We start from the raw sequence: 21,195 nt of genomic DNA on the forward strand, positions 1-21,195 counted from the left end.
TGGCCAACGGATTCCCCACCGGGGTTGAGGTGGCCGACACCATGGTCCACGGCGGCCCGTACCCGGCCTCCACCAACTTTGGCGCAACCTCGGTCGGAACCCTGTCCATCCGCCGCTTCCTGCGCCCCGTCTGCTACCAGAACATCCCAGACAACATCCTCCCAACGGATTTGCAGGGGTGAAACCCGTCTTCTTGACAGTCTGACAATAGTTATCATACAAGATGTATGACAAATCGAAAGTTCCCTGACATGACACCTGACTCGTTGAAAACCGCCCTTGGCTCTGGCCTTCTGTCCTTCCCCGTCACGCATTTTGATGACGACGGCGCCTTTGCAGCCGAAAGCTATAAATCGCACATCGAATGGCTGGCTGGCTATGATGCGCCGGTTCTATTTGCCGCCGGTGGTACGGGAGAGTTTTTCTCGCTGCGCCCTGATGAGGTGACGACGGTCGTGGCCGCCGCAAAGGAAAGCGCGGGCAAAACTGCCATCGTGTCCGGATGTGGCTATGGCACTGAAATCGCGGTAGGAATCGCGCAATCCGTTGAAAAAGCCGGCGCGGACGGCATTCTGGTTCTGCCGCACTATCTGATCGACGCGCCGCAGGAAGGCCTGTTCCATCACATCAAAACGATCTGCGACGCGGTCGATTTTGGCGTTATGATCTACAACCGCGACAATTCGCAGTTTGAGGTCGATACCATCGCGCGGCTTTGTGATGTTTGCCCCAACCTGATCGGCTTCAAAGGCGGGTCGGGCGACATTGGCAAAGTGCGCCAGGTGACCGCGAAAATGGGCGACCGATTGACCTATTTGGGCGGCATGCCAACGGCTGAGCTGTTCGCCGAAGCCTATCTGGGTGCCGGTTTCTCGACCTATAGCTCGGCGGTGTTCAACTTTGTTCCCGAGCTTGCCAACAAGTTCTACAACGCTTTGCGCAGCGGTGATCGGGCAACCTGTGAACAGATCCTGAACGATTTCTTCTACCCGTTTATGGAATTGCGCAACCGTCGCAAAGGTTATGCTGTGTCGGCCATCAAGGCGGGCGTTCGCTTGGCCGGGTTCCAGGCGGGCAAAGTGCGTGCGCCTCTGGACGATTTGACCGCAGAAGAAGAAGATGTCCTTCGCAACATCATCGAAGCCAATAAGTGAGGTTCCCGTGAAGGTCGTCGACATTCGCACCCATCTGCTCGAACATCGGCTGGACACAGCCTTTGAAAGCGCCTCCATGCGGTTTGATCGCCGCGCCCATGTCTTGGTGGAGGTGATCTGCGATGACGGCACGGTCGGCTGGGGCGAATGCCTGGGCCCGGCCAAACCGAATGCTGCGATTGTTGAGGCCTATAAAGGGTTTATCATCGGTCAAAACCCGCTTGAGACCGAAAAGATCTGGGCGGTGTGCTACAACGCATTGCGCGATCAGGGGCAGCGGGGGCTGACGGTGACGGCCCTGTCAGGGATCGACATCGCGCTTTGGGATATCAAGGGTAAGGCCCTTGGCGTTCCGGTGTCGATGCTGCTTGGCGGGCGTTGGCGCGAAAAAGTGCAGGCCTATGCCACGGGCAGTTTCAAGCGCGACGGCGTTGACCGGGTTGAAGACAACGCCAGCGAAATGGCGGGCCACGCTGCGGCGGGCTTTGACCGGATGAAGGTCAAGATTGGCTTCGGGGTCGAAGAAGACCTGCGGGTGATCCGCGCCGTCCGCGAAGCCATCGGGCCGGATCGCCGTTTGATGATCGACGCCAACCACGGCTACACCGTGGCCGAGGCGGTGACATTGGGCCAACGCGCGGCCGAGTACGACATTGACTGGTTCGAAGAACCGGTCGTGCCGGAACAGCTATCCGCCTATCGCGAGGTGCGCGCGCGTCAGCCGATCCCGGTCGCGGGGGGCGAGACGTGGCACACCCGTTGGGGCTATCGCGAACCTTTGGAAACGCGTGCCGTTGACATCATCCAGCCCGATCTTTGCGGCGTTGGCGGGATTAGCGAAGCCAAGAAAATCGCCGATCTTGCAACGCTTTACGGTATCCGTCTGGTGCCGCACGTCTGGGGAACCGGCGTGCAAATCGCGGCAGCCTTGCAGTTCATGGCGGCCATGGTGCCGGACCCTGTACGCAGCAATCCGGTTGAGCCGATCATGGAATTCGACCGCACGCACAACCCCTTCCGGCAGGCGGTGATTACCACGCCGATCGAACATGACAACGGCTGGGTGTCTATCCCGAACGCGCCGGGATTGGGCATTGAGATCAACCGCGATGCGCTGCGCGACTTCGCCATGAAAGAGGTGTGATTGTGATTGATCGTAAACTCAGCGGTGACAAACCGTCGTTCCAATTGCCCAAGGGCACCATCGACACGCAGATGCACATGTATCTGGATGGCTATCCTGCGGTTGCGGGTGGTCCGGGTCTGCCACCTGCGCCGCTGCCGAGGCCGCAAATGTACCGTCAAGCGATGGGCTGGCTGGGAATTGACCGGGTGGTGATCACGCAAGGCAATGCGCATCAGGCTGACAATGATTGCCTACTAGCGTGCCTTGACGACATGGGCGATGCAGCGCGGGGTGTCGCGGTTATCACGCCTGAGACGCCCGATGCTGAGATTGAGCGCCTTGGCCAAGCGGGCGTTGTCGGCGCACGGATCATGGATCTGCCCGGCGGCGCGGTCGGACTGGGCCAGTTGGGAGAGATTGACGCCATGGCTGCGAATGCAGGCTGGCTGATGGCGGTGCAGTTTGACGGCTCGGCCTTGCCCGAGCATGAGGCGAAGCTGACTGGCCTGAAATCCAAGTGGATTTTGGACCACCACGCCAAAATCTTTGCCGGTGCCACGCCCGCGCATGTGGACGTGATCAAGCGGCTTCTGGACACGGGCAACTGTTGGTTTAAGTTCGCCGGGTGCTATGAAAGCAGCAAAACGGGCGGGCCAGATTACGCCGACATCGCCGATGTTGCTCGCCAGATCGCGGCCTATGCGCCCGAGCGGATCATTTGGGGCACCAACTGGCCACACAATCAGGCGCAAAAGACCGAAGATTACCCCGATGACGCGGCGCTGATTGATACTGTTCTGTCGTGGTTCCCCGATGACGCGGCGCGTCAGATGGCCTTGGTCGAGACGCCGGAAAAACTGTTCAAATTCTGAGGGATAATATGCGATTTCTGGCGATTGGCGAGGCCATGGTAGAGCTGTCAGTCGCACAAGATGGCAGCTATCAGCGCGGGTTTGCGGGCGACACGCTAAACACGGCTTGGTACGTGCGCGCGGCGCTTGGCGGCGGCGCCGGGTTCATGACGTCCATCGGCCAAGATGCGCTGTCAGATCAGATGTTGGCGTTCATCGCCGGGGCGGGGATTGACACCGCCCGCATCCGCCGCCACCCGTCGCGCACCGTTGGGCTCTATATGATCTCGCTGAACAGCGGCGAAAGAAGCTTTTCCTATTGGCGCGATAGCTCGGCTGCACGCACTTTGGCAGATGACCGCGCGGGCCTTGCGGCGGCCCTGAGCGGGGCTGAAATGCTCTATTTTTCGGGGATCACGCTGGCCATTCTGGCGCCGGTGCGCAGGATGGCGTTGCTCGAGGCGTTGCAGACCTGCCGAAACGCCGGGGCGACTGTCGCGTTTGATCCCAACCTGCGCCCGCGCCTTTGGACCTGCACCGAGGAAATGGTTGAAACGATCAACATTGCTGCAGGCTATGCCGATATCATCTTGCCCAGCTTCGACGATGAGGCAGCGGCCTTTGGCGATCAGACCATCGAAGCCACGGCGCAGCGTTACGCCAGCGCCGGCGCGCGTGAGGTGATGGTTAAGAACGGCGGCGGGGCCATGTGCGTACTGTCGCAGGGCCAAGTGACCCATGTTCCCGCAATGGGCGCGGTGACGCCCGTGGATACGACGGGGGCAGGGGATAGCTTTAACGGGGGGTATCTGGCCGCGCGTCTGCAAGGCATCAGCCCGATTGACGCAGTGCGGGCAGGACATGAAACCGCCCGGCGCGTCGTGATGCATCCGGGCGGCTTGGTTCCAATGGAAACGTTGGTTGCCTGACAGGCCCTTACCGGGCCAGCCAGCCTCCATCGACATTCAGCACAGCGCCGTGAACATAGTTCGACGCAGGGGCCGCAAGATAGACAGCCGTATCGGCGATATCTTCAGGATCGCCCCAACGGCCTGCTGGAATACGCTCTAGGATCGCCTGATTGCGGGCCGGGTCATTGCGCAGCGCCTCGGTGTTGTTGGTCGAGATGTAACCCGGCGCAATTGCGTTCACGTTAATGCCCTTGGCCGCCCATTCATTGGCCAGCAGCTTGGTCAGACCGGCAACCGCGTGTTTGGACGCGGTATAGGACGGCACGCGAATGCCCCCTTGGAACGACAGCAGCGACGCAATGTTGACGATCTTGCCGGGCTTTCCTTGGGCCAGCAGCTCTTTGGCGAAGGCTTGGCAAGTGAAGAAAAGCGCCTTGGCGTTCACGTCCATCACCGCGTCCCAGTCGGCTTCGGAAAAGTCTGTGGCGTCGTCGCGGCGGATGATACCGGCGTTGTTGACCAGAATGTCATAGCCCGCACCGGCGAAGGTGTCCTTGGCAGCCATCGGGTCCGCAAAATCGAGCAATAGCCCGTCGCCTTTGCCCCCAGCCGCAGAAATCGCGGCCAGGGTTTCATCACAGCTTCGGCGGCCAGCGCAGGTGACCGATGCGCCCGCCGTGGCCAGCGCCACGGCAATCGCCTGACCGATCCCCGTGTTCGCGCCAGTGACCAGCGCCTTGCGTCCGTCTAGGGAAAACCGGCTCATTTCAGGTCTTTCGGCTGGATGAAGTCCATGTCGGTGTAATCGACATTGTCACCGGCCATCGCCCAGATGAAGGTGTATTTGCCGATGCCCGCGCCCGAATGCACCGACCAGGTCGGGGAAATGGCGGCTTCTTCGTTGCTGATAAAGATGTGGCGGGTTTCTTGCGGCTCGCCCATCAGGTGCAAAACGCGGCTTTCGGCGTCCATGCCCCAATACAGATAGGCCTCCATGCGGCGGTCATGCACGTGGCTGGGGATCGTGTTCCAGACCGACCCTTCTTCGAGCGAGGTGTAGCCCAATACCAGCTGGCAGCTTTCCATCACTTGCGGGTGGATGAACTGTTTGATGGTGCGCTTGTTCGACGTCTCTGCCGCGCCCATCTTTACCTCGACGCAATCGGCCACGGTGATCAGCTTGTTCGGCAGCGCTTTGTGCGCCGGGGCCGAGGTGATGTAGAACCGGCCTTCGCCCGAAAAGGTCACTGCGCCTGCGCCCATGCCAAGGTACAGAACGTCGCCTTGGTTCATCGCATAGGTTTCGCCGCCCGCCTCAACCGTGCCAGCGGCACCGATGTTCACAATGCCCATTTCCCTGCGGTCCAGGAAGGACGGGGTTTTGGTTTCTTCGACCTTGTCCAGCGTCAGGCTGCCGCCTGCGGGCACAGCGCCGCCAAGGGTGAAGCGGTCATAATGCGTGTAGATCAAACGGATCTGACCGTCCTGAAACAGGCCTTCGCCAAGGAAGTTGGCGCGCAGGGCATCGGTGTCCATCTGCTTGGCGTGTTCGGGGTGAATGGCGTGGCGCGTTTCGACTGTAAGCATGGAATCCTCGGTTGTTCAGGCCAGTGGGCGCAAGACGCGACCCGCTGGCGGATTAATCATACAACTTAGGATTGGTTGTCACATCAATGACCGACTGTCAATTGTTAAGCCAAAAATCTAGGATACTAGGATCTCAAGAGAGTGCGATACCGCGTTTGGCTGCCCTTTAGGTGCTTGCGCATCGCCGCCCGCGCACGTTGTTCGTCGCCGTCGAGAATCGCATTCACGATGTCTTCATGCTCTTGCGTCAGCATCGCTTGGTAGCCGTCGGGCAGGGTCGGGTTGTCGCCTTTCAGCACGCGGCGGGGAATGACTTGGGTGCCCATCATCCGCAGGAATTCGCCAAAGCGCGGGTTGTTGGTGGCGTCCGCTACGGCCAAATGCAGTTCGAAATCGGCCTCGGCGTTCATCTCGATCCCGCCAGCGGCGGCAAAGCGGTTCAGTTCTTCCATCGCTTTGATGATACGCTCTTCTTGGCTGGGGGACCGGCGCTGCGCGGCCAGTCCGGCGGCCTCCACCTCAACGGCGGTGCGCAGTTCCAGCATCTCAATCATCGTCGATAGGCGTTCGGTGTCGACATTGCGGAACGCGGCCATCGGGTCGGGCTTGGGTTCGATGACAAAAACGCCCGCGCCCCGCTGCGGATCAACCAGACCGTCGGCGCGTAGGGCGGCCACGGCTTCGCGGACCACTGTGCGCGATACGCCATATTCCTCGGTCAAACGCGCCTCACTTGGCAGGCGGTCACCGGGCTTGTACTGGCCCGATGTGATCTGAGCCTTCAGGTTGTCGCGGACTTCCACGACCAGAGTTTTGCGTTTCGGGGCGACTGTCATCGGTCTGCTCTTTTTCTTTATTGCGGTGTGTCGGTCGCAAACCCATTTTTGCGGCAAACTAACACCTTAGGAAACGGAATGGCCCGCTTGCACGAAGGTGCGTTTGCAACAGTTTGGCTGATTTTAGGTTGTATGACAAGTTGCGCTAGGTCCTGAATTGCAGAACCTCGGTCGTTTCACTTGAAAGGGAAGTGGTGGCGTGGGGGGGACTCGAACCCCCGACCTAACGATTATGAGTCGTTCGCTCTAACCAACTGAGCTACCGCGCCAATCCGTGTGGGCGGTGTGTATGGAAGCGGGCAGGTGGCGTCAAGCCGGAAATCGCAAAAATTTTCGGGGGAAAGGGCGATTTTCCGTCGCCCCCTTGGTCCGGTTATTTGACGATGGTTTCGTTCTCGACGAACATGTTTTTCCAAGCCCGATCCACCAGTTCAGGTGTCATTTTATAGGGCAGGCCTTCAAAGTCGCAGACCGCGATCATCTGGTCGATCAGGAACACCGGTTGATAGTTGGCATAGACGTTGTTGATCGTAGGGTACTTGTTCTTGATCAGGTGAACGAGGCTGGCCTCATCCAGTTGCAGTTTCTTTTTCCGGGCGACCAGAGCGAAGATTTTCAAGAAGTTTTCTTGGTTCGGCCCGTCGATCTTGATCTTAAAGAAGATCCGGCGCAGCGCCGCTTGGTCGAAGATTTCGTTGGGGTGGAAGTTGGTTGAGAAAATCACCAATGTGTCGAAGGGCACTTCGAATTTCTCGCCTGATTGCAGCGCTAGGATGTCGCGGCCTTCTTCCAGCGGAACAATCCAACGGTTCACCAGCGCCTGCGGCGGTTCGGCCTGACGTCCAAGGTCATCGACGATGAAAATCCCGCCAGATGACTTCATCTGCAAAGGCGCTTGATAGGTGCGGGCGGTGGGGTTGTAGACCAGATCCAGCATCGATAGCGACAGCTCGCCGCCGGTAATCACGGTCGGGCGGTTGCACAGCACATAGCGGTTGTCGAACCGGGCCTTGCGGCGCAGCTGCGTCGCCTCGCCTTCGTCGCTTTCGGCGGCGGTATGAACGATCGGGTCGTAGACAGTGATGACCTGTCCGGAATATTCGACTGCGCGGGGCACATAGATCCTATCGCCCATCGCATCGCGAATCCCGTTCGAGATCGAGGATTTCCCGTTGCCCGGCGGGCCATACATCAGGATCGACCGGCCTGCGCCAACGGCGGGGCCAAGGTTGTCCAGCAGATCATCGGGCAGGATCAAATGCCCCATTGCCGAGGTCAATTGTTCGCGCGAAATGCGGATATTGCGGATGGACTGGCGTTTGACCTGAAGGCGGAAGGCATCCAGTGGGACGGGCATCGCGCCGAAATATTCCGACTGCGACAGGGCGTCCAATGCACGTGCACGGCCCCCATCGGTCAGCTGATAGCCCATTTCCGACGATCCGGTTGCACCGGTGCTGCCGGTTGCTTCCATCAGGGCCTGACCGCGCGCCATATCCACCAGCTCTTGCACCACCGGGACCGGCAGGCACACAGCGGCGGCAAGGCGGCTGACGCGGGTGATATTGCGGCGGAACACGGTCTTGAGCAGGATATCCCGCATCATCACCATGGGCAGCCCCACGTCCTGAAGGGTGCGAGGCGGCGGGGGAATCATGACTCGTGAAGACTGGATATTCATACTAAGGCCCGAAATTGATTTGCCCGCCACAAGACAAAACCTTTGTGGCAACACAGCGTCGGTCAGGCGGAATTCGTGGGATACTTATGCGGTGCCCAGCACCAGATACAGGCACAGCGTCGCGGCCAAGGCAAAGCCCATGGGAAACTTGGACCCCATGCGCCAGCTTTTCCAATCCGGGGCCAGATTGCGCAGGGGCGTGACCATGGCAATCCGGTGCGTGGCGAATGCCCCCAGCAGGCAGGCGCAGAACAGCAGCATGACCAAGGTCAGGTCGGCCAGCGCAACAAACGGCGCGGCGGCGGCAATGAACTTGGCATCGCCCGCGCCCATGGCCCCGCTGGCGTTCAGCAAGATCCCAAACAGCAAGGCGACGGCGAAATGGGCATAGCGCCAAACATATTCGTCCCATGGCAGGACCAGCGGCCCGATCACGACGAATACCGCCAGTAGCGCCAAAACCGCCGGGTTGGGAATGCGCATGGCGCGCAGGTCCGAATAGGCAACAAATAGGCCGATGGGCAGGACGAATGGTAGAAACCAAAGCGTCGGGGTCATTGTAATGGCCATCGGATCAGTTCGTTACGTTCTGTTCCAGCGCCTTCAGGCTGCGCGAGGCTTCTTCGAAGTGCTGCGGATGGGTGTCGATCGCTTCGCGGAACAGGGCCTTGCCCATTTCCACATCGCCGCGCTTGATCGCCGCCAGACCTGCGGTGTGCAGAAGTTGTGCCCGTTCGGTTTGGGTCATCGGCAGGACAGGCACGGTGTAGATGCCCTGTGCGCCACGTGCCAGAACAAGGTTGTTCTTGGCTGTGAACAGGCTTTCGTCTTGGCGGATGGCTTGGGTGAACAGGCTTTCGGCACCTTTGAAATCACCGCGCGTCAGCTTGGAATAGCCCCAGTTGTTCAACGTGGTGGCCGGTGTCGTCGTCAGACCGATGGCCGTTTCATAGAAGGCGTCGGCCTTTTTCCAGTCTTCTTTGCTATCGGCGATCATCGCCTCAAGGCGGTAGCGTTTGAATGTCTCATGGGTCGGCGGAATGCCGTTCAGCGCCTCGGCGGCACGGTCCCATTGACCTGCGCGGATCAGCGCATCGGCCAGTTCGACACGGTCGTCATTGGTGGCGTCTTTGTGGTTTGTGACTTTGGTCCAAGCGGTCACCGCCTCGGCCGGGCGTTTGGCCCGGATCAGCGAAATGCCCAGCCCGCGCATCAGGTCGATGCGACCGGGATCGTTTGCCAGCGCACGTTGGAAATAGCGGACCGCTTCGTTTGGATCGGCCACCGTCAACATCACGTCATTGAGGTTGGTTTCATCGACGACATTTACATCCTTGATCTTACGATCAACGTTGTTGTCGCGCATACGGTCGCATCCGGCCACCGTGACCAGAAGTGCAACGCCCAACGGGACGATAAAGAGGTGGCGCATTTGGTGCGTCCTTGTGCTGCTCTGCCTTTATGGCTCGTTGCTAAGCAGGAAATTCCCGCTGCCTCTCCGCACGAGCTTGTAATCTTGTTCTTGATCTTCACCATAACTGGTTTGATCCATTTTTTCGAGTGCTAGTCGCAGATTATCACGAATTGAGTCAGATTTGCCATTGTCCAGCGCATAGGCGCGCTTGAACATCTGTTCGGCTTCTGCGGTTTTACCGGTTTCCATCAACACAACGCCAAGGTTGTTCCAGGTTTCCGGCCATGTCGGTTCGGCCTTTACGGCGCGGCGCAGCAGCTTTTCAGCTTGGTTCAGGCGGCCAAGGCCAATATTGGCCGCGCCAAGCGCGCTGAGCACTTCGCCCGTCAGCCCGTGTTCGCCAGCGGCGCGGGTAAACGCCTCAAGCGCCAGTTCGTGCTGGCCCGCCGCCATGAGCCGATGCCCCACGACCAACCCATCCACGGTATCACCGCGCGGATCGACCGAAGGCGCATAGATCTGGTCCTTCTGACGCCCAAAGCCGCCCGAGGAACAGGCGGCCAAAAGCGCAAGGATCAGCATTGCGGTTAGTGGTTTATTCTTCGACGCCGACTTCACTGCCCAAATCGTTCATCCGGGTAATTCCTACCGCAGATGGCCCCACGAGAATGATCAACAATGGTGGCACCGTAAGCATCATCGTTGTCAATGTCATCTTCGTCGGCAGTTTGTTTGCCTTTTCTTCGGCCCGCATGACGCGTTTGTCACGCATTTCCGAGGCATAGACCCGCAGCGCATCGGAAATGGGCGTACCAAAGGTCTGCGACTGGTTCAGAACGGTCACAAAGGACGAAATATCCTGCACGTCGCAGCGTCCTGCCATATCGTTCAAAACCGTGGTCTTGTCTTTACCGGCCTTCATTTCGTGCGACACGATGGCGAATTCCTGTGCCAGCGCGGGATAGGCGGCCTCAAGCTCTCCGGCGACGCGGACAATCGATTGGTCCATCGACTGGCCCGCTTCGACGCAGACCAGCATCATATCAAGCGCGTCAGGAAAGCCCGATTCAATCTCGGCCTTGCGCTGTTCGGACCGTTTGTTCAGCCAGTATTTCGGTGCCATATATCCAACCACCAAGGGGCCAAGGATATACATCAGCAGTTGTTTGGTGGTGGTTTCTTCGGGGCTCAGAATCAAAAAGAAATAGGCAAGCCCCAGCACCAGACCGGCTACAGCCCCGCCAAACTGCGCCAGATAGAAATAGCGCACGGCGTCGCGGCTGGTGTAGCCCGCCGCCAACAGCTTTTTGCGCATCTCGCCCAGTTCTGCCTCGTCCTGCGGTTCCAGAAATTGCGCGTATTTGTTCAGCTTTTCAGACGAACTTTTCTTTTCACGCAGCGTTGCTTTGCGCCCGCCGCTGGCAAGATTCGCCTTTTCCACCTCGGCCCGCAGCTTGTTCAGCGGATCGCGGCGCCCGCTGGCGGCCATAGGCACCAGAAACAGAACGGTCAGCAACAGAACGATCCCGCCGGCGGCAATGGCAAAGCCATTCGGCCCCAGCATGTCGTTCAGTGCAAAAATAAGAACGTCGAGCATTTCCATGACGGACCTTTATACCTTGATGTTCACAAGGGCGCGCATGACGATCAGGTTCAGCGCCAGCAGAATGCCGACGATGAAACAGGCGGGGATGAACCACGGATGGTCCAGAACCGCGTCGTAGTAATGCGGGTCGCTGATTTGAATGACGATCAGGGCGGCGACGGGGAAACCCGACAGAAACTTGCCCGACCATTGTGCCTCGGCGGTGATGGCTTTGACGCGGCGGAACAGGCGGAACCGGGCGCGGATCACCTTGGCCAGACCCTCCAAGATCTCGGCCAGGTTACCACCCGATTGCTGCTGAATGGTCACTGCCACCGCGAGGAAGCGCAAATCCTGCATGTCCAGACGTTCGGCCATGAATTTCAGCGCTTCACCAATGTCGCGGCCATAGGTGGCCTCATCGGCGATAATGCCGAATTCGGTGGCCAGCGGGTCATCGATTTCGCGCGATACCACCTGAATGGCCGATGAAAACGGATGGCCCACGCGCAGGCTGCGCACCATCAGTTCAACCGCGTCGGGCAGTTGTTCTTCGATCAGGCTCATGCGCTTTTTGGCCTTGTGGTTGATCCACATGTACACACCGCCAATCCCAATCGCGACGGCCAGTGCGGCCCGCAGGGGCAGGGCGGTGGCCGTGCCGATGGTCAGGCCAAGGAAGGCCGCAAAAGACACGCCGATCATAATCATGATCAGCTGCTGAGGTGTAAAGGCAATCGCCGCCTTCTGCGCCCGATCCGCGAGGATCGAATAGAGCGGGATGGACCGGTTATCCATATGCTGGTCCATCTCCTTGCGGAGTTTGGACAGAACTTCGTCGCGCCGGTCGCCCTTATTGAGCATATCCAGACGGCGGTTCATCTTGCTGTTCAGGCTGATCGACTTGCCGAAGAAGACCAGATACAGACCTTCGACCAGGGCCAGAACCCCGACGAAAATCAGCACATAAATCAGGGCCTCGAAACCGAATTCCATGGCGGTTACCTCAGATCGGTCGGTTCAAAGATCGAGGCAGGCAAATCGTAGCCCCACATCTTGAAGCGATCAGAATAGTGCGACCGGACACCGGTTGCGGTGAAATGGCCGATGATCTTGTTTTCAGGCGTCAGGCCGGTGCGCTGGAAGCGGAACACCTCCTGCATCGAGATAACTTCGCCCTCCATCCCGGTGATTTCCGTGATCGAGGTCATGCGGCGCGATCCGTCTTGCAGACGGCTGGCCTGCACGATCAGATGCACAGCCGATGCGATCTGGGCGCGCATGGCTTTCAGCGGCATCTCGATACCGGCCATGGCGATCATGTTTTCCAGTCGGCTGACACCGTCGCGGGCGCTGTTGGCGTGGATTGTGGTCATCGACCCGTCGTGACCGGTGTTCATAGCCTGCAACATGTCGATCACTTCTTCGCCGCGCGTTTCGCCGACGATGATCCGGTCAGGACGCATCCGCAGAGCGTTCTTCAGACAATCGCGCGGGGTAACCGCGCCTTTGCCTTCGACGTTGGGCGGGCGACTTTCCATCCGACCCACATGGGTCTGTTGCAGCTGAAGTTCGGCGGTATCTTCGATCGTCAGGATGCGTTCGCTGTCATCGATGAAACTGGAAAGCGCGTTTAGCGTGGTCGTTTTACCCGAACCCGTACCGCCCGAAACGATGACATTCAGGCGGGTCGCAACGGCGGCTTGCAGGTAAATCGCCATTTCTTCGGAAAAGGCACCAAAGCGGACCAGATCGTCGATGCCCAGCTTGTCCTTTTTGAACTTACGAATGGACACCAGCGATCCGTCCACGGCAACCGGCGGCACCATGGCGTTGAAACGCGACCCATCGGGCAGACGGGCGTCAACATAGGGGTTGGATTCGTCAACGCGGCGGCCAACGGCGGACACGATCTTGTCGATGATACGCAGCAGGTGGCGTTCATCTTTGAATTCGATGTCCGACAGTTGCAGCTTGCCTTCGCGTTCCACAAAGATCTGATGCGGACCATTCACCAGAATATCGCTGACGGTTTCGTCTTTCAGTAGTGTTTCCAGTGGGCCAAGGCCGCGCACTTCGTCATAAAGTTCGCTGTTGATGGTCGCGCGGTCTTCGCGGTTCAAAACGACGGATTTTTCTTCCAGCGTTTCGTTGATGATCGCGTTCATCTCGCGGCGCAGTTCGTCCTCAGACGCTTGGTCCAGCGCGGCAAGGTTCAGGTTTTCCAGCAGGGCCTTGTGCAGTTCCAGCTTCAATTCGCCCAAACGCTGCTTGCGCTTTTTTTCCCGATCGCGGGGCAGGGCAGATGCTGGGGCCGCCGGTTTTTGCTTACGCGCGGCTTTGGCCGGTTGCGACGATGCATTGGCCGATTTCGGCGCGGCGGCGGGCTTTTCCGGCTCCAGCGTTTCGGCAAGCTTTTCAAGCTCTGCCGTCGCAGACTTACCGGCGGGCTTCTTATAACGTGAAAACATGTCGGGTGTCCGTCTCAGGCTGCGGCGGATTCAGTCTGTCCAATCTGGAACAGGGATTCGGCCAATTTATGGATCTCCTTGCGCAGCGGGTTTTTGGACGCCTCACTGGCAAGTGGCAGCCCGTGGTCACAGGCTTGTAGAACGGTTTTGCCGCCGTCGGGCAATTGCACGTCGATGGCGATATCAAGGCTATCGGCAAGGCGCTTGACCCTGCTTTTGCCTTGCAGGTCGGTAAATTTGGGGGCCCGGTTCAACAGGAAACGGATTTTCTCAAATGGCAGGTCTTCGGCTTCCAGCGCACGTTTCATGCGCAGGGTGTTTTGGGCAGACCGCATATCCAGTTCGATCAGGCCGAAATAGACGGCTGATTTGGTCAGAACCACCTCGGACCAATTCACAAGGGTCGAAGGCATATCGACGATCACATAGTCAAACATGGATGCGGCATGGCCCAGCAAACGGTCTACGTCGCCGCTCTCGATGATGTCCAATGGCAGGATATTCGGCGGCGCGGTAAGCACGTGCAGCCGTTCGTCATAGGTGTCCAGAACGGCGCGGAAGCTGTCTTCGTCCAGCGATTCCATGTCGGTCAGCATCTCGAACACGGCTTCTTTGCGGGGCAGGTCCAGATAGGTGGCCACTGATCCAAATTGCAGGCCAAGGTCGATCAGGCAGACGCTGGGCGGGTTCTTCTTGTCGATGGTGGCCAGTTCCCACGCCAGATTGACCGCGAAGGTCGTGGCGCCGGATCCACCCGCAAAGCCTTGTACGCCAATGATCGCGCCGTCGCCGCTCAGGTGGCGTTCGGGCGCCGCGGCAACAGCCGGTTGCCGCGCGGCCGGGGTTGCTTCGGTGCGCACGCGTTCGACCGCGGCGGCCAATTCGCCTTCGGGCAGGGGGTAGGGCACGAATTCATCCGCGCCGGTGCGCAGCAATTGGTGCAGCGATGCAGGCGAGACGTCTTCGGTAATCAGAATGACCTTGATATCGCGCGCCTTTGCGGCGGCGATGGTTTGCTTGATCAGGGTCAGGTTTTCTTCGTCTTCGCTGTCCAGCGCGACGGAGACAAATTCCAGGCTGTCGGCTTCGGGTTGGCTGAGAAAGACAAACGCGTCTTCAAAACTGAGATCCCCCCAGCGCTCATCAAGAATGCCTTCCATATCCTCGATCAATAGATCGAAGTTCTGAACATCCCGGCTGATGGTGCAGGCCAAAATTGCCTCAGGATCATTCGTCTGCACTGAAGAACTCGCCATCTCGTTACATCCCTTTTCAACAGTCCCGAGGGGATGCGATGCAAGTTCCAATAGATGGATTTGCCCCGCGTCTCCCCGCAACCGAACCCGTCAAAGCGACTCGCGCAATGGGGTCCGTTGATGGTCAGGATGACGAAGAATGTGGGCGACATTTTGGCCAAAAAGCCGAAATTGTACGTTATTCTCGGACGATCAGCCGCCCGGTTGCGCCCCAGCTGTGCCTGCGCCGGACAGAGTGGTGCGCGGTTGCGCACTCAGCACATATTCGCGGTAGACGACCTGGGCATAGTTGCCGTCCAGCAGCGACGGATGCCCTTTCACAAAGCCCGAAACCTCGGTCACGGTGCGGCGATTGCGGCGTTCGCGGCCTTGGGTCACGATCAATGGCTGGGTTTCGCCATAAGAAACAAGGGCTTCTAGGCGGTTGCGGCTGATGCCTTGGGTGGCCAGATAGTTGACCACAGCATTCGCGCGGCGCAGACCCAGCTGATAGTTATAGGACGCCGACCCGACCAGATCGGTATGCCCGTAGACGCGGAACCGAACCTCGGGGAACTGGCGAATCCAGCTGGCTTGCTGGCTCAGCACAGCGCGTGCATTTGAATCAAGTTGTGCGCTGTTAAAGGCAAATGTGACGGTCGAATTGACCTCATTCGCGAACCGGCCTGCCAAATCGCTGGTGGCCTGAAGTTCGCCGGTCATCAGCATCGTGTTGTTCATCGTGGCATTGCCGAATTCGCCGGTATCCACGATCGCGCCTGCCTCGCGCCCGAATTGGGTGTAGACCGGATCCGCCGAGGTGCAGGCGCCGATCAGGGCAAGGCTGGCAAGCGAAACTGAGACAGGTTTGAACATCAGGCTTAATCCATCACATAGCCGTAAGAGCCGCTGAAATCCTGGCGGGACACGTCGGCCGCTGCGCCCTTGGGCTTGCGGGTGTCGCCGGCGACGCGGCCAAACAAGAATAGGTCTTTTTCTGAAGGCGGTTTCACCCGGTCCGTCGGCAGGGCCAAGGCTTCGCCGCGGGTCGGGGTAACCAGATGCGGGGTCACGATGACCACCAGTTCGGATTGTTCGCGCTTATATTCGGCGCTGCGGAACAGGGCACCCAGAACCGGCAGATCGCCCAGCCACGGCACCTGTGCATTGCTGTCACGGAAATCGTCTTGCAGCAGGCCAGCGATGGCAAAGCTTTCACCGTCGCGCAGTTCCACCGTGGTCGAGGTTTCGCGGCGGCGGAAGGCGTCCAGACGCAGCGTATCAAGTTGCAGGCTGTTGGACGGGTCAGGGGACGAAACCGCCGCCTGAAGTTCCAGGTTGATCAGATCGCCATCCACCACGCGGGGGGTGAAGTTCAGCTCCACGCCGAAGGGTTTGTATTCGACCGACACAAGGCCATCGCCCTGCGGCACTGGAATGGGATATTCGCCGCCTGCCAGGAACTTGGCCTCTTGCCCGGATAGGGCGGTCAGGTTCGGTTCGGCCAGCGTGCGCACGACGCCCTTGGATTCCAAGGCTTCCAGCAGGATGCCAACTTCCAGCCCGCCGGCGTTAAAGCCGAACAGGATTGCGCCTTGGCCATTGCCCGAGGCGGTCAGCTTGTCGGCGACGGCGTCTACATGCGCCGAGGATGACGCGTTGCCGGTGCCAAGCTCAAGCCCCAGATCGCCGCCCAGAACCGACCCGCCGGTCGCCAGCGAGGATTGCAGGGATTTCGACACAGAGCGCTGCATTTCGGCAAAGCGCACTTTCAGCATGACCTGCTGAATGCCGCCAACCGACATCAGGTTCGACACCCGTTCGGGCGCATAGCGTTCGGCCAGGTCCATGGCGCGCTGCAATTTCTGCGCGCTGGATACCGTGCCAGACAGCACAATGCCATCATTGGCGCTGCGGACTTCGATCTTTTCGCCCGGCAGGATCTGCGTCAGGCGTTCTTTGAATTCGCTGATATCGGCGGTCACACGCACATCGACGTTGGTGATCAGGCGGCCGGTGCCGTCCAGAATGGTCAGCGTCGTCAGGCCCGGCGATTTACCAAGCACATAGATCGTCCGATCCGACAGCGAAGAAATATCGGCAATCGCGGGGTTGGCGATGCTGAGTTCGGCGAAAGGAATATCGCTTTCGACCACAACCGCGCCGTTCATCTGCACGTTCAATTGCGAAGAGGTAGAGCCGCGCACCACACGCAGAACCTCTGCGGATGCGGGGATCGCCGGCGTCACAACGCCGAGCGTCAGCCCAACAAGGGCCGCCTTAAGAAAACTGTTCAATGTCATGTGACCTGCCTCTCCGATCACGTCAAACTCACAGGTCTTTATGCCCGTCTTTCGGCAGAGTGTGCGTCAGATCGCTTTTTATTGCAAGAATCAATGGTTTCTAGGGGGCACCTTATGTGCGTCTTTGGCAACATCACCCTGCGAAAAACAAAAGAGCGCCCGGTTGGCGGGCGCTCAATCTGTGGATAACTTCTTGGAATGGCGTTAGTTTGTGCAGGGGATCGGGATTTCGACCACTTCTGCACCGCGGCGCGTGCGAATGGTGCAAACCTGCTTTTCCACAACTTCTTCGATCACCTGCGGCTCATCCTTCATGCCGAGCAGCATATGCTGGTCGACTTCGATCTTCTGATCGACGGCGGTATCGTCGATGCCCATCAGCGATAGCGTCAGGCGTCCGGTCGATTGCGCTTGAGTCAGGGCGGCCACCTGTTGCGGGGTTGCGGCCACGGTGACCGAACGGGCAATCGTGGCCTCTTGGCCGCTTTGTTCGTTGGCGGTCTGGTCCACTGCGATCAGGCGCACGCCCGATTCAATCAGTCGCGTCACATCGCCGGGGCGCAGGTTTTCGACCTCGGCGGGCGGGCGGCCTGTCCAATAGACATCCACACGGTCCCCCGGACGCAAGAAACCCGACACGCCCGATGACACATCGACCTCAATCGTGATGGCGCGCTGGCCCTTTTTCAGACGCGAGGTCAGGCCGGAATCAGCGCCCGGTTGGCTGACATTGCTGGCCAGAAAAGCCTCGTTCTTGATGAACCCGCGTAGGGTGACCCGTTCGGCATCGCCTTCTTGGTAGATCGGGCGGCCTTCGTGGAACGATCCTTCAGGAACGGTCGCGCGGGGCCATTTGACCAAAACCGCATCTTTGCGGGTGATGATTTCACCAAAGGCCATATCGCGGTTGGCGACATAGATTTCGACCAAGGGCACGTTTTCCTCTTGGCGGCTCCGTTCGTCTTCCAGCGCGGCCTCGTAGGTTCCGATGTAGCTTTGGGCCAGAAAGACGGCACCGCCCGCCAGGGCAACTCCGACCAAAAGGACAATCCCGAAAATCAAACGCATCGCGAAACCTCACACTTGGCCCGGACGGTCCGGGCATATTGTTCTGTATTGGTCTACTAAAGGCGGAATTTGGCCAAATCGTGCCGACTGGCGGGCGCTTCGTTGTCGAAACCAGAAAATCCGATACCTAGACCATAAAAAAGGAGCGACCTTGCGGTCGCTCCTCTTAGGCTCATAAAGAAAGCTGGACTTAGAAGTCGTTCTGCTTCTTCACGGCGGTAGCGGCTTTGCCGATGAGGAACTTCGACTGGGTTTCAATGGTCGAATATGCGGCGATTGCCAGGCCAACGACAGCTGCGGTCAGAACGACCCAGTCTACAGTTACGGCGCCGTTGTCGTCTTTGCGGAAGTTCTTCAGGAATTTGATCATGGTCTTGTCTCCGTAGGTGCTTTTGCTCACTCGTAAAGCGCTTCGGGCGATTTGTGTGGGCTCGCTCATTCCCGTCGTCCGTTGCGATGGAGAGGTTATAGCTGTTGTTTTGGGGCAAGAGTTTGGCGCGATTAGCACCTTTTGAAAGCGCTGTGAATCTTGCGTTGAAAAACATGTTAACCACTTGTAATATAAAGAAAAGTATCTCGATAGTTTTTTGAAATTTGTCTTAAGATACGACAAATCATCCAAATTGCAGCAACTGCCATTTCCCCAATCGAAACAGTCTGTCGTTTTGGGGCTTTTTGTGCGATAGTGTCGCCAATAAAACAGAGGCAGAGCAGATGCCAAAATTCATGACCTTGGCCGCCGCCGCAGCCCTTTGTGCGTTTTGTGCCGCACCGATTCTGGCCGAAGGGCCAAAACCCTTTCCTGACTTTAGCGCCAAGCGGGTGAAACCGCCCAGCAAGACCGCCAAAAAGCGGATCACCGTTCAGATCGAACCCGTCGCAGCCGTGAAACCCGCCGCACCTTCTGCGCCCTTGGCTGAGGCCCCCGGTGGCGGGGCCTCGGCGCGGTACGATTGGTTTTGGCAAACGGTGTCCCCAGCGCTGGCGGATACCGGGCCGGGGCGGCTGGAACCTGCGCTGAACCATCTGAACGCACCGCCAAGCGGCAAGGGCGTGGCAGCCCCGCGCTTGCAGGCGCTGCAAGACATCGCGCAACGGCATGGCGTCGATATTCTAAAGTCGTCGATCGGCACCAAGGTTTCGCCCGCGTTGGCCTTGGCCGTGATCTCGGTTGAAAGCGGCGGCGCTGTGGATGCGCAAAGCGGGGCAGGGGCGCAGGGGTTGATGCAGTTGATGCCCGCGACCGCCACGCGCTTTGGGGTCGAGGATAGCTTTGACGCCGCGCAGAACATATCGGGCGGGGTCAAGTTTCTCGATTTCCTGATGGAGAAGTTTCAGGGCGACCCGATCTTGGTTCTGGCAGGATACAACGCCGGGGAAAACAGCATCGCCAATCACGGCGGCGTGCCGCCCTTTGCCGAAACGCGCGATTACGTGCCCAAGGTGTTGGCGGCGTTTTCCGTGGCGCGGGGCCTGTGCATGACCCCGCCCGAACTTGTCTCAGATGGCTGTGTCTTTCGCCGGATGGACCACTAGGCCCGCAGCACCGCGCCGGGGTTCATGATGCCGTGCGGATCAAGCGCTTGCTTGATCTGCCGCATCGCCGCCAGTTTGACCGGATCGCCATAGATCTCCAGATCTTTCACCTTGAGCCGCCCGATCCCGTGTTCGGCGCTGATCGATCCGTCCATTTCATGCACCAGATCATGCAAGGCGAGGCGGATCGCTTCGGACTGGTCCGTGTAGTCTTCCTTGGTCTGGCCTTCCGGGGCGAAGATGTTGAAATGCAAGTTGCCGTCGCCAAGGTGGCCAAAGCTGTTGATCCGCATCGGGCCGAATTCAGCCATGCGCTTAAACCCTTCTTCGATGAAGGCGGGCACAAGGCTGATCGGAACGGAAATATCCTGCGATGAAATCGCGCCGACGCGCTTGTTGGCTTCGGGGATATGTTCGCGTACGGACCAGAATTCATCGCGCTGCGCTTGCGATTGGGCAATCAGGCCATCGCTGACCAGCCCCGCCTCCATCCCGGTTTCAAACAGGGTTTCCAGCATGGCGTTCGGGTCCAGCTGCGCCGAGACCCCCAGTTCGATCAACACCACCCAGTTGGGCGCATCGGCAAATGGCAGGCGGATGTCCGGCAATGTGGCCGCCAGAAAGCGCAGGCCGGTCCCGTCGATCAGTTCAAAGGCGCTGACGGCCTCGCCAGCGATGTCGCGGGCATGCGACAGCAAATCGACCGCCGATTGCGGGCCTTCCACCACCATCAAAGCGGTTGCAGTCCGGGCCGGGCGCGGCGACAGCTTTAGCGTTGCGGCGGTGATGACGCCCAAAGTCCCCTCGGACCCAATCAACAAATTGCGCAGATCGTAGCCGGTGTTGTCTTTGCGCAGGCGCTTCAGCCCGTTCCAGATCTGGCCATCGGGCAGAACTGCCTCAAGCCCCAAGCACAAATCCCGCGCATTGCCATAGCGCAGCACGTTGACCCCGCCCGCGTTGGTGCCAAGCAGCCCGCCGATCCGCGCACTGCCTTCGGAGGCCAGCGACAGCGGGAACAGGCGGTTCGCCTCGTCAGCGGCGGCTTGGACGTCGGTCAGGATGGCGCCCGCTTCGGCGACCAGAACGTTTTCTGCCGGGTAGACCGCGCGAATGGCCGTCATCCGTTCCAGCGACAGGATCAGCGGTGCGGGGCCGGATTGCGAAATCTGGCCGCCAACCAGACCAGTACCGCCTGCATAGGGCATCACCGGCACATGCGCGGCATGACAGGCGGCCACGATGGTGGATACTTCGGCGGTGCTGCGCGGCAGGGCCACATAGGTCGGCTGGCCGGTCCATTTGCCGCGCGGTTCTTCCAGATAGCGCGGATCGGCAGGGCGCAGGGTTCCGGCTGGAAGGTCTTTGGTCAGGCGCGCGATAAAATCGGCGTCGGCGGGCTTAGGTGTCATGCTGTCCTCCCGGTCAGGTGCGCGA

The 21,195-nt window shown here is 59.2% G+C and carries 21 protein-coding genes, 1 tRNA gene and 1 pseudogene; 6 read left to right on the forward strand and 17 right to left on the reverse strand.

The window, feature by feature from the left end; genetic code table 11:
• The 5 genes and pseudogenes from PRI8871_RS13700 to PRI8871_RS13720 form a co-directional block, all read left to right on the forward strand.
• Positions 1 to 182 (forward strand): annotated as a pseudogene (locus PRI8871_RS13700) (aldehyde dehydrogenase (NADP(+))); the annotation flags it as partial.
• 69 nt (positions 183 to 251) lie between these two features.
• The gene (gene kdgD / locus PRI8871_RS13705; RefSeq protein WP_108886811.1) at positions 252 to 1,154 is read left to right on the forward strand and encodes a 5-dehydro-4-deoxyglucarate dehydratase; all 903 of its coding nucleotides are present in this window, start codon (positions 252 to 254) and stop codon (positions 1,152 to 1,154) included.
• A 7-nt stretch (positions 1,155 to 1,161) separates the two neighbouring features.
• Positions 1,162 to 2,298: a mandelate racemase/muconate lactonizing enzyme family protein gene (locus PRI8871_RS13710; RefSeq protein ID WP_108886812.1), complete on the forward strand. Its 1,137-nt coding sequence runs from the start codon at positions 1,162 to 1,164 to the stop codon at positions 2,296 to 2,298.
• A 2-nt stretch (positions 2,299 to 2,300) separates the two neighbouring features.
• Positions 2,301 to 3,152: an amidohydrolase family protein gene (locus PRI8871_RS13715; protein WP_108886949.1), complete on the forward strand. Its 852-nt coding sequence runs from the start codon at positions 2,301 to 2,303 to the stop codon at positions 3,150 to 3,152.
• 8 nt (positions 3,153 to 3,160) lie between these two features.
• Positions 3,161 to 4,060: a sugar kinase gene (locus PRI8871_RS13720; RefSeq protein WP_108886813.1), complete on the forward strand. Its 900-nt coding sequence runs from the start codon at positions 3,161 to 3,163 to the stop codon at positions 4,058 to 4,060.
• A gap of 7 nt (positions 4,061 to 4,067) precedes the next feature.
• Here PRI8871_RS13720 and kduD read toward each other — a convergent pair whose 3' ends face one another.
• The 16 genes from kduD to PRI8871_RS13800 form a co-directional block, all read right to left on the reverse strand.
• Positions 4,068 to 4,808, reverse strand: a complete 741-nt coding sequence (gene kduD / locus PRI8871_RS13725) for a 2-dehydro-3-deoxy-D-gluconate 5-dehydrogenase KduD (RefSeq protein WP_108886814.1) — start codon at positions 4,806 to 4,808, stop codon at positions 4,068 to 4,070.
• Positions 4,805 to 5,629: a 5-dehydro-4-deoxy-D-glucuronate isomerase gene (gene kduI / locus PRI8871_RS13730; RefSeq protein WP_108886815.1), complete on the reverse strand. Its 825-nt coding sequence runs from the start codon at positions 5,627 to 5,629 to the stop codon at positions 4,805 to 4,807. The genes kduD and kduI overlap by 4 nt, the downstream gene beginning before the upstream one ends.
• A gap of 125 nt (positions 5,630 to 5,754) precedes the next feature.
• Entirely contained in the window at positions 5,755 to 6,465 is a 711-nt protein-coding gene (locus PRI8871_RS13735; protein WP_108886816.1) for a FadR/GntR family transcriptional regulator, read from the reverse strand.
• A gap of 192 nt (positions 6,466 to 6,657) precedes the next feature.
• Positions 6,658 to 6,734: transfer RNA gene (locus tag PRI8871_RS13740), tRNA-Met, on the reverse strand.
• A gap of 104 nt (positions 6,735 to 6,838) precedes the next feature.
• Positions 6,839 to 8,146, reverse strand: a complete 1,308-nt coding sequence (locus PRI8871_RS13745; protein WP_108886817.1) for a DUF8689 domain-containing protein — start codon at positions 8,144 to 8,146, stop codon at positions 6,839 to 6,841.
• 84 nt (positions 8,147 to 8,230) lie between these two features.
• Entirely contained in the window at positions 8,231 to 8,716 is a 486-nt protein-coding gene (locus PRI8871_RS13750) for a prepilin peptidase (RefSeq protein ID WP_108886818.1), read from the reverse strand.
• Positions 8,717 to 8,720: 4 nt separating this feature from the next.
• Entirely contained in the window at positions 8,721 to 9,578 is an 858-nt protein-coding gene (locus PRI8871_RS13755; protein WP_108886819.1) for a tetratricopeptide repeat protein, read from the reverse strand.
• A gap of 27 nt (positions 9,579 to 9,605) precedes the next feature.
• Positions 9,606 to 10,142 carry a tetratricopeptide repeat protein gene (locus tag PRI8871_RS13760; RefSeq protein WP_108886820.1) on the reverse strand — a complete coding sequence of 179 codons (537 nt, stop codon included), beginning with the start codon at positions 10,140 to 10,142 and terminating at the stop codon, positions 9,606 to 9,608.
• Positions 10,143 to 10,155: 13 nt separating this feature from the next.
• Complete coding sequence (locus PRI8871_RS13765; RefSeq protein WP_108886950.1) at positions 10,156 to 11,157, reverse strand: type II secretion system F family protein; 1,002 nt, start codon at positions 11,155 to 11,157, stop codon at positions 10,156 to 10,158.
• Between the two features lie 15 nt (positions 11,158 to 11,172).
• Positions 11,173 to 12,141 carry a type II secretion system F family protein gene (locus tag PRI8871_RS13770; RefSeq protein ID WP_108886821.1) on the reverse strand — a complete coding sequence of 323 codons (969 nt, stop codon included), beginning with the start codon at positions 12,139 to 12,141 and terminating at the stop codon, positions 11,173 to 11,175.
• A gap of 5 nt (positions 12,142 to 12,146) precedes the next feature.
• Entirely contained in the window at positions 12,147 to 13,616 is a 1,470-nt protein-coding gene (locus PRI8871_RS13775; RefSeq protein ID WP_108886822.1) for a TadA family conjugal transfer-associated ATPase, read from the reverse strand.
• Positions 13,617 to 13,630: 14 nt separating this feature from the next.
• On the reverse strand, positions 13,631 to 14,872 hold the full coding sequence (locus PRI8871_RS13780; RefSeq protein WP_108886823.1) for a CpaE/TadZ family protein: 1,242 nt from the start codon (positions 14,870 to 14,872) through the stop codon (positions 13,631 to 13,633).
• A 192-nt stretch (positions 14,873 to 15,064) separates the two neighbouring features.
• Positions 15,065 to 15,727 carry an OmpA family protein gene (locus tag PRI8871_RS13785; protein WP_108886824.1) on the reverse strand — a complete coding sequence of 221 codons (663 nt, stop codon included), beginning with the start codon at positions 15,725 to 15,727 and terminating at the stop codon, positions 15,065 to 15,067.
• A gap of 5 nt (positions 15,728 to 15,732) precedes the next feature.
• Complete coding sequence (locus tag PRI8871_RS13790) at positions 15,733 to 17,154, reverse strand: type II and III secretion system protein family protein (RefSeq protein ID WP_108886825.1); 1,422 nt, start codon at positions 17,152 to 17,154, stop codon at positions 15,733 to 15,735.
• 204 nt (positions 17,155 to 17,358) lie between these two features.
• A complete protein-coding gene (gene cpaB / locus PRI8871_RS13795; RefSeq protein ID WP_108886826.1) occupies positions 17,359 to 18,222 on the reverse strand; it encodes a Flp pilus assembly protein CpaB in 864 nt (287 codons plus the stop codon).
• Between the two features lie 190 nt (positions 18,223 to 18,412).
• A complete protein-coding gene (locus PRI8871_RS13800; protein ID WP_108886951.1) occupies positions 18,413 to 18,592 on the reverse strand; it encodes a hypothetical protein in 180 nt (59 codons plus the stop codon).
• A gap of 356 nt (positions 18,593 to 18,948) precedes the next feature.
• On the opposite strand from PRI8871_RS13800, the gene PRI8871_RS13805 reads away from it, so the two are divergent.
• A complete protein-coding gene (locus PRI8871_RS13805; RefSeq protein ID WP_108886952.1) occupies positions 18,949 to 19,758 on the forward strand; it encodes a lytic transglycosylase domain-containing protein in 810 nt (269 codons plus the stop codon).
• Here the strand turns inward: PRI8871_RS13805 and PRI8871_RS13810 are convergent.
• Complete coding sequence (locus PRI8871_RS13810) at positions 19,755 to 21,170, reverse strand: FAD-binding oxidoreductase (protein WP_108886827.1); 1,416 nt, start codon at positions 21,168 to 21,170, stop codon at positions 19,755 to 19,757. The two genes, PRI8871_RS13805 and PRI8871_RS13810, sit on opposite strands and share 4 nt — an antisense overlap.
• Positions 21,171 to 21,195 lie beyond the last annotated feature (25 nt).

It is taken from the genome of Pseudoprimorskyibacter insulae (assembly GCF_900302505.1).
GTDB classification, from domain to species: domain Bacteria; phylum Pseudomonadota; class Alphaproteobacteria; order Rhodobacterales; family Rhodobacteraceae; genus Pseudoprimorskyibacter; species Pseudoprimorskyibacter insulae.

Bases quoted from the DNA above. Each gene is read 5' to 3' on its own strand.
- PRI8871_RS13780 (WP_108886823.1), bottom strand. From the start codon at position 14,872: ATGGCGAGTTCTTCAGTGCAGACGAATGATCCTGAGGCAATTTTGGCC.
- cpaB (WP_108886826.1), bottom strand. From the start codon at position 18,222: ATGCGTTTGATTTTCGGGATTGTCCTTTTGGTCGGAGTTGCCCTGGCG.
- PRI8871_RS13800 (WP_108886951.1), bottom strand. From the start codon at position 18,592: ATGATCAAATTCCTGAAGAACTTCCGCAAAGACGACAACGGCGCCGTA.
- PRI8871_RS13735 (WP_108886816.1), bottom strand. From the start codon at position 6,465: ATGACAGTCGCCCCGAAACGCAAAACTCTGGTCGTGGAAGTCCGCGAC.
- PRI8871_RS13750 (WP_108886818.1), bottom strand. From the start codon at position 8,716: ATGGCCATTACAATGACCCCGACGCTTTGGTTTCTACCATTCGTCCTG.
- kdgD (WP_108886811.1), top strand. From the start codon at position 252: ATGACACCTGACTCGTTGAAAACCGCCCTTGGCTCTGGCCTTCTGTCC.
- PRI8871_RS13785 (WP_108886824.1), bottom strand. From the start codon at position 15,727: ATGTTCAAACCTGTCTCAGTTTCGCTTGCCAGCCTTGCCCTGATCGGC.
- PRI8871_RS13720 (WP_108886813.1), top strand. From the start codon at position 3,161: ATGCGATTTCTGGCGATTGGCGAGGCCATGGTAGAGCTGTCAGTCGCA.
- PRI8871_RS13810 (WP_108886827.1), bottom strand. From the start codon at position 21,170: ATGACACCTAAGCCCGCCGACGCCGATTTTATCGCGCGCCTGACCAAA.
- PRI8871_RS13775 (WP_108886822.1), bottom strand. From the start codon at position 13,616: ATGTTTTCACGTTATAAGAAGCCCGCCGGTAAGTCTGCGACGGCAGAG.
- kduD (WP_108886814.1), bottom strand. From the start codon at position 4,808: ATGAGCCGGTTTTCCCTAGACGGACGCAAGGCGCTGGTCACTGGCGCG.
- PRI8871_RS13755 (WP_108886819.1), bottom strand. From the start codon at position 9,578: ATGCGCCACCTCTTTATCGTCCCGTTGGGCGTTGCACTTCTGGTCACG.
- PRI8871_RS13790 (WP_108886825.1), bottom strand. From the start codon at position 17,154: ATGACATTGAACAGTTTTCTTAAGGCGGCCCTTGTTGGGCTGACGCTC.
- kduI (WP_108886815.1), bottom strand. From the start codon at position 5,629: ATGCTTACAGTCGAAACGCGCCACGCCATTCACCCCGAACACGCCAAG.
- PRI8871_RS13745 (WP_108886817.1), bottom strand. From the start codon at position 8,146: ATGAATATCCAGTCTTCACGAGTCATGATTCCCCCGCCGCCTCGCACC.
- PRI8871_RS13760 (WP_108886820.1), bottom strand. From the start codon at position 10,142: ATGCTGATCCTTGCGCTTTTGGCCGCCTGTTCCTCGGGCGGCTTTGGG.
- PRI8871_RS13805 (WP_108886952.1), top strand. From the start codon at position 18,949: ATGACCTTGGCCGCCGCCGCAGCCCTTTGTGCGTTTTGTGCCGCACCG.
- PRI8871_RS13770 (WP_108886821.1), bottom strand. From the start codon at position 12,141: ATGGAATTCGGTTTCGAGGCCCTGATTTATGTGCTGATTTTCGTCGGG.
- PRI8871_RS13765 (WP_108886950.1), bottom strand. From the start codon at position 11,157: ATGCTCGACGTTCTTATTTTTGCACTGAACGACATGCTGGGGCCGAAT.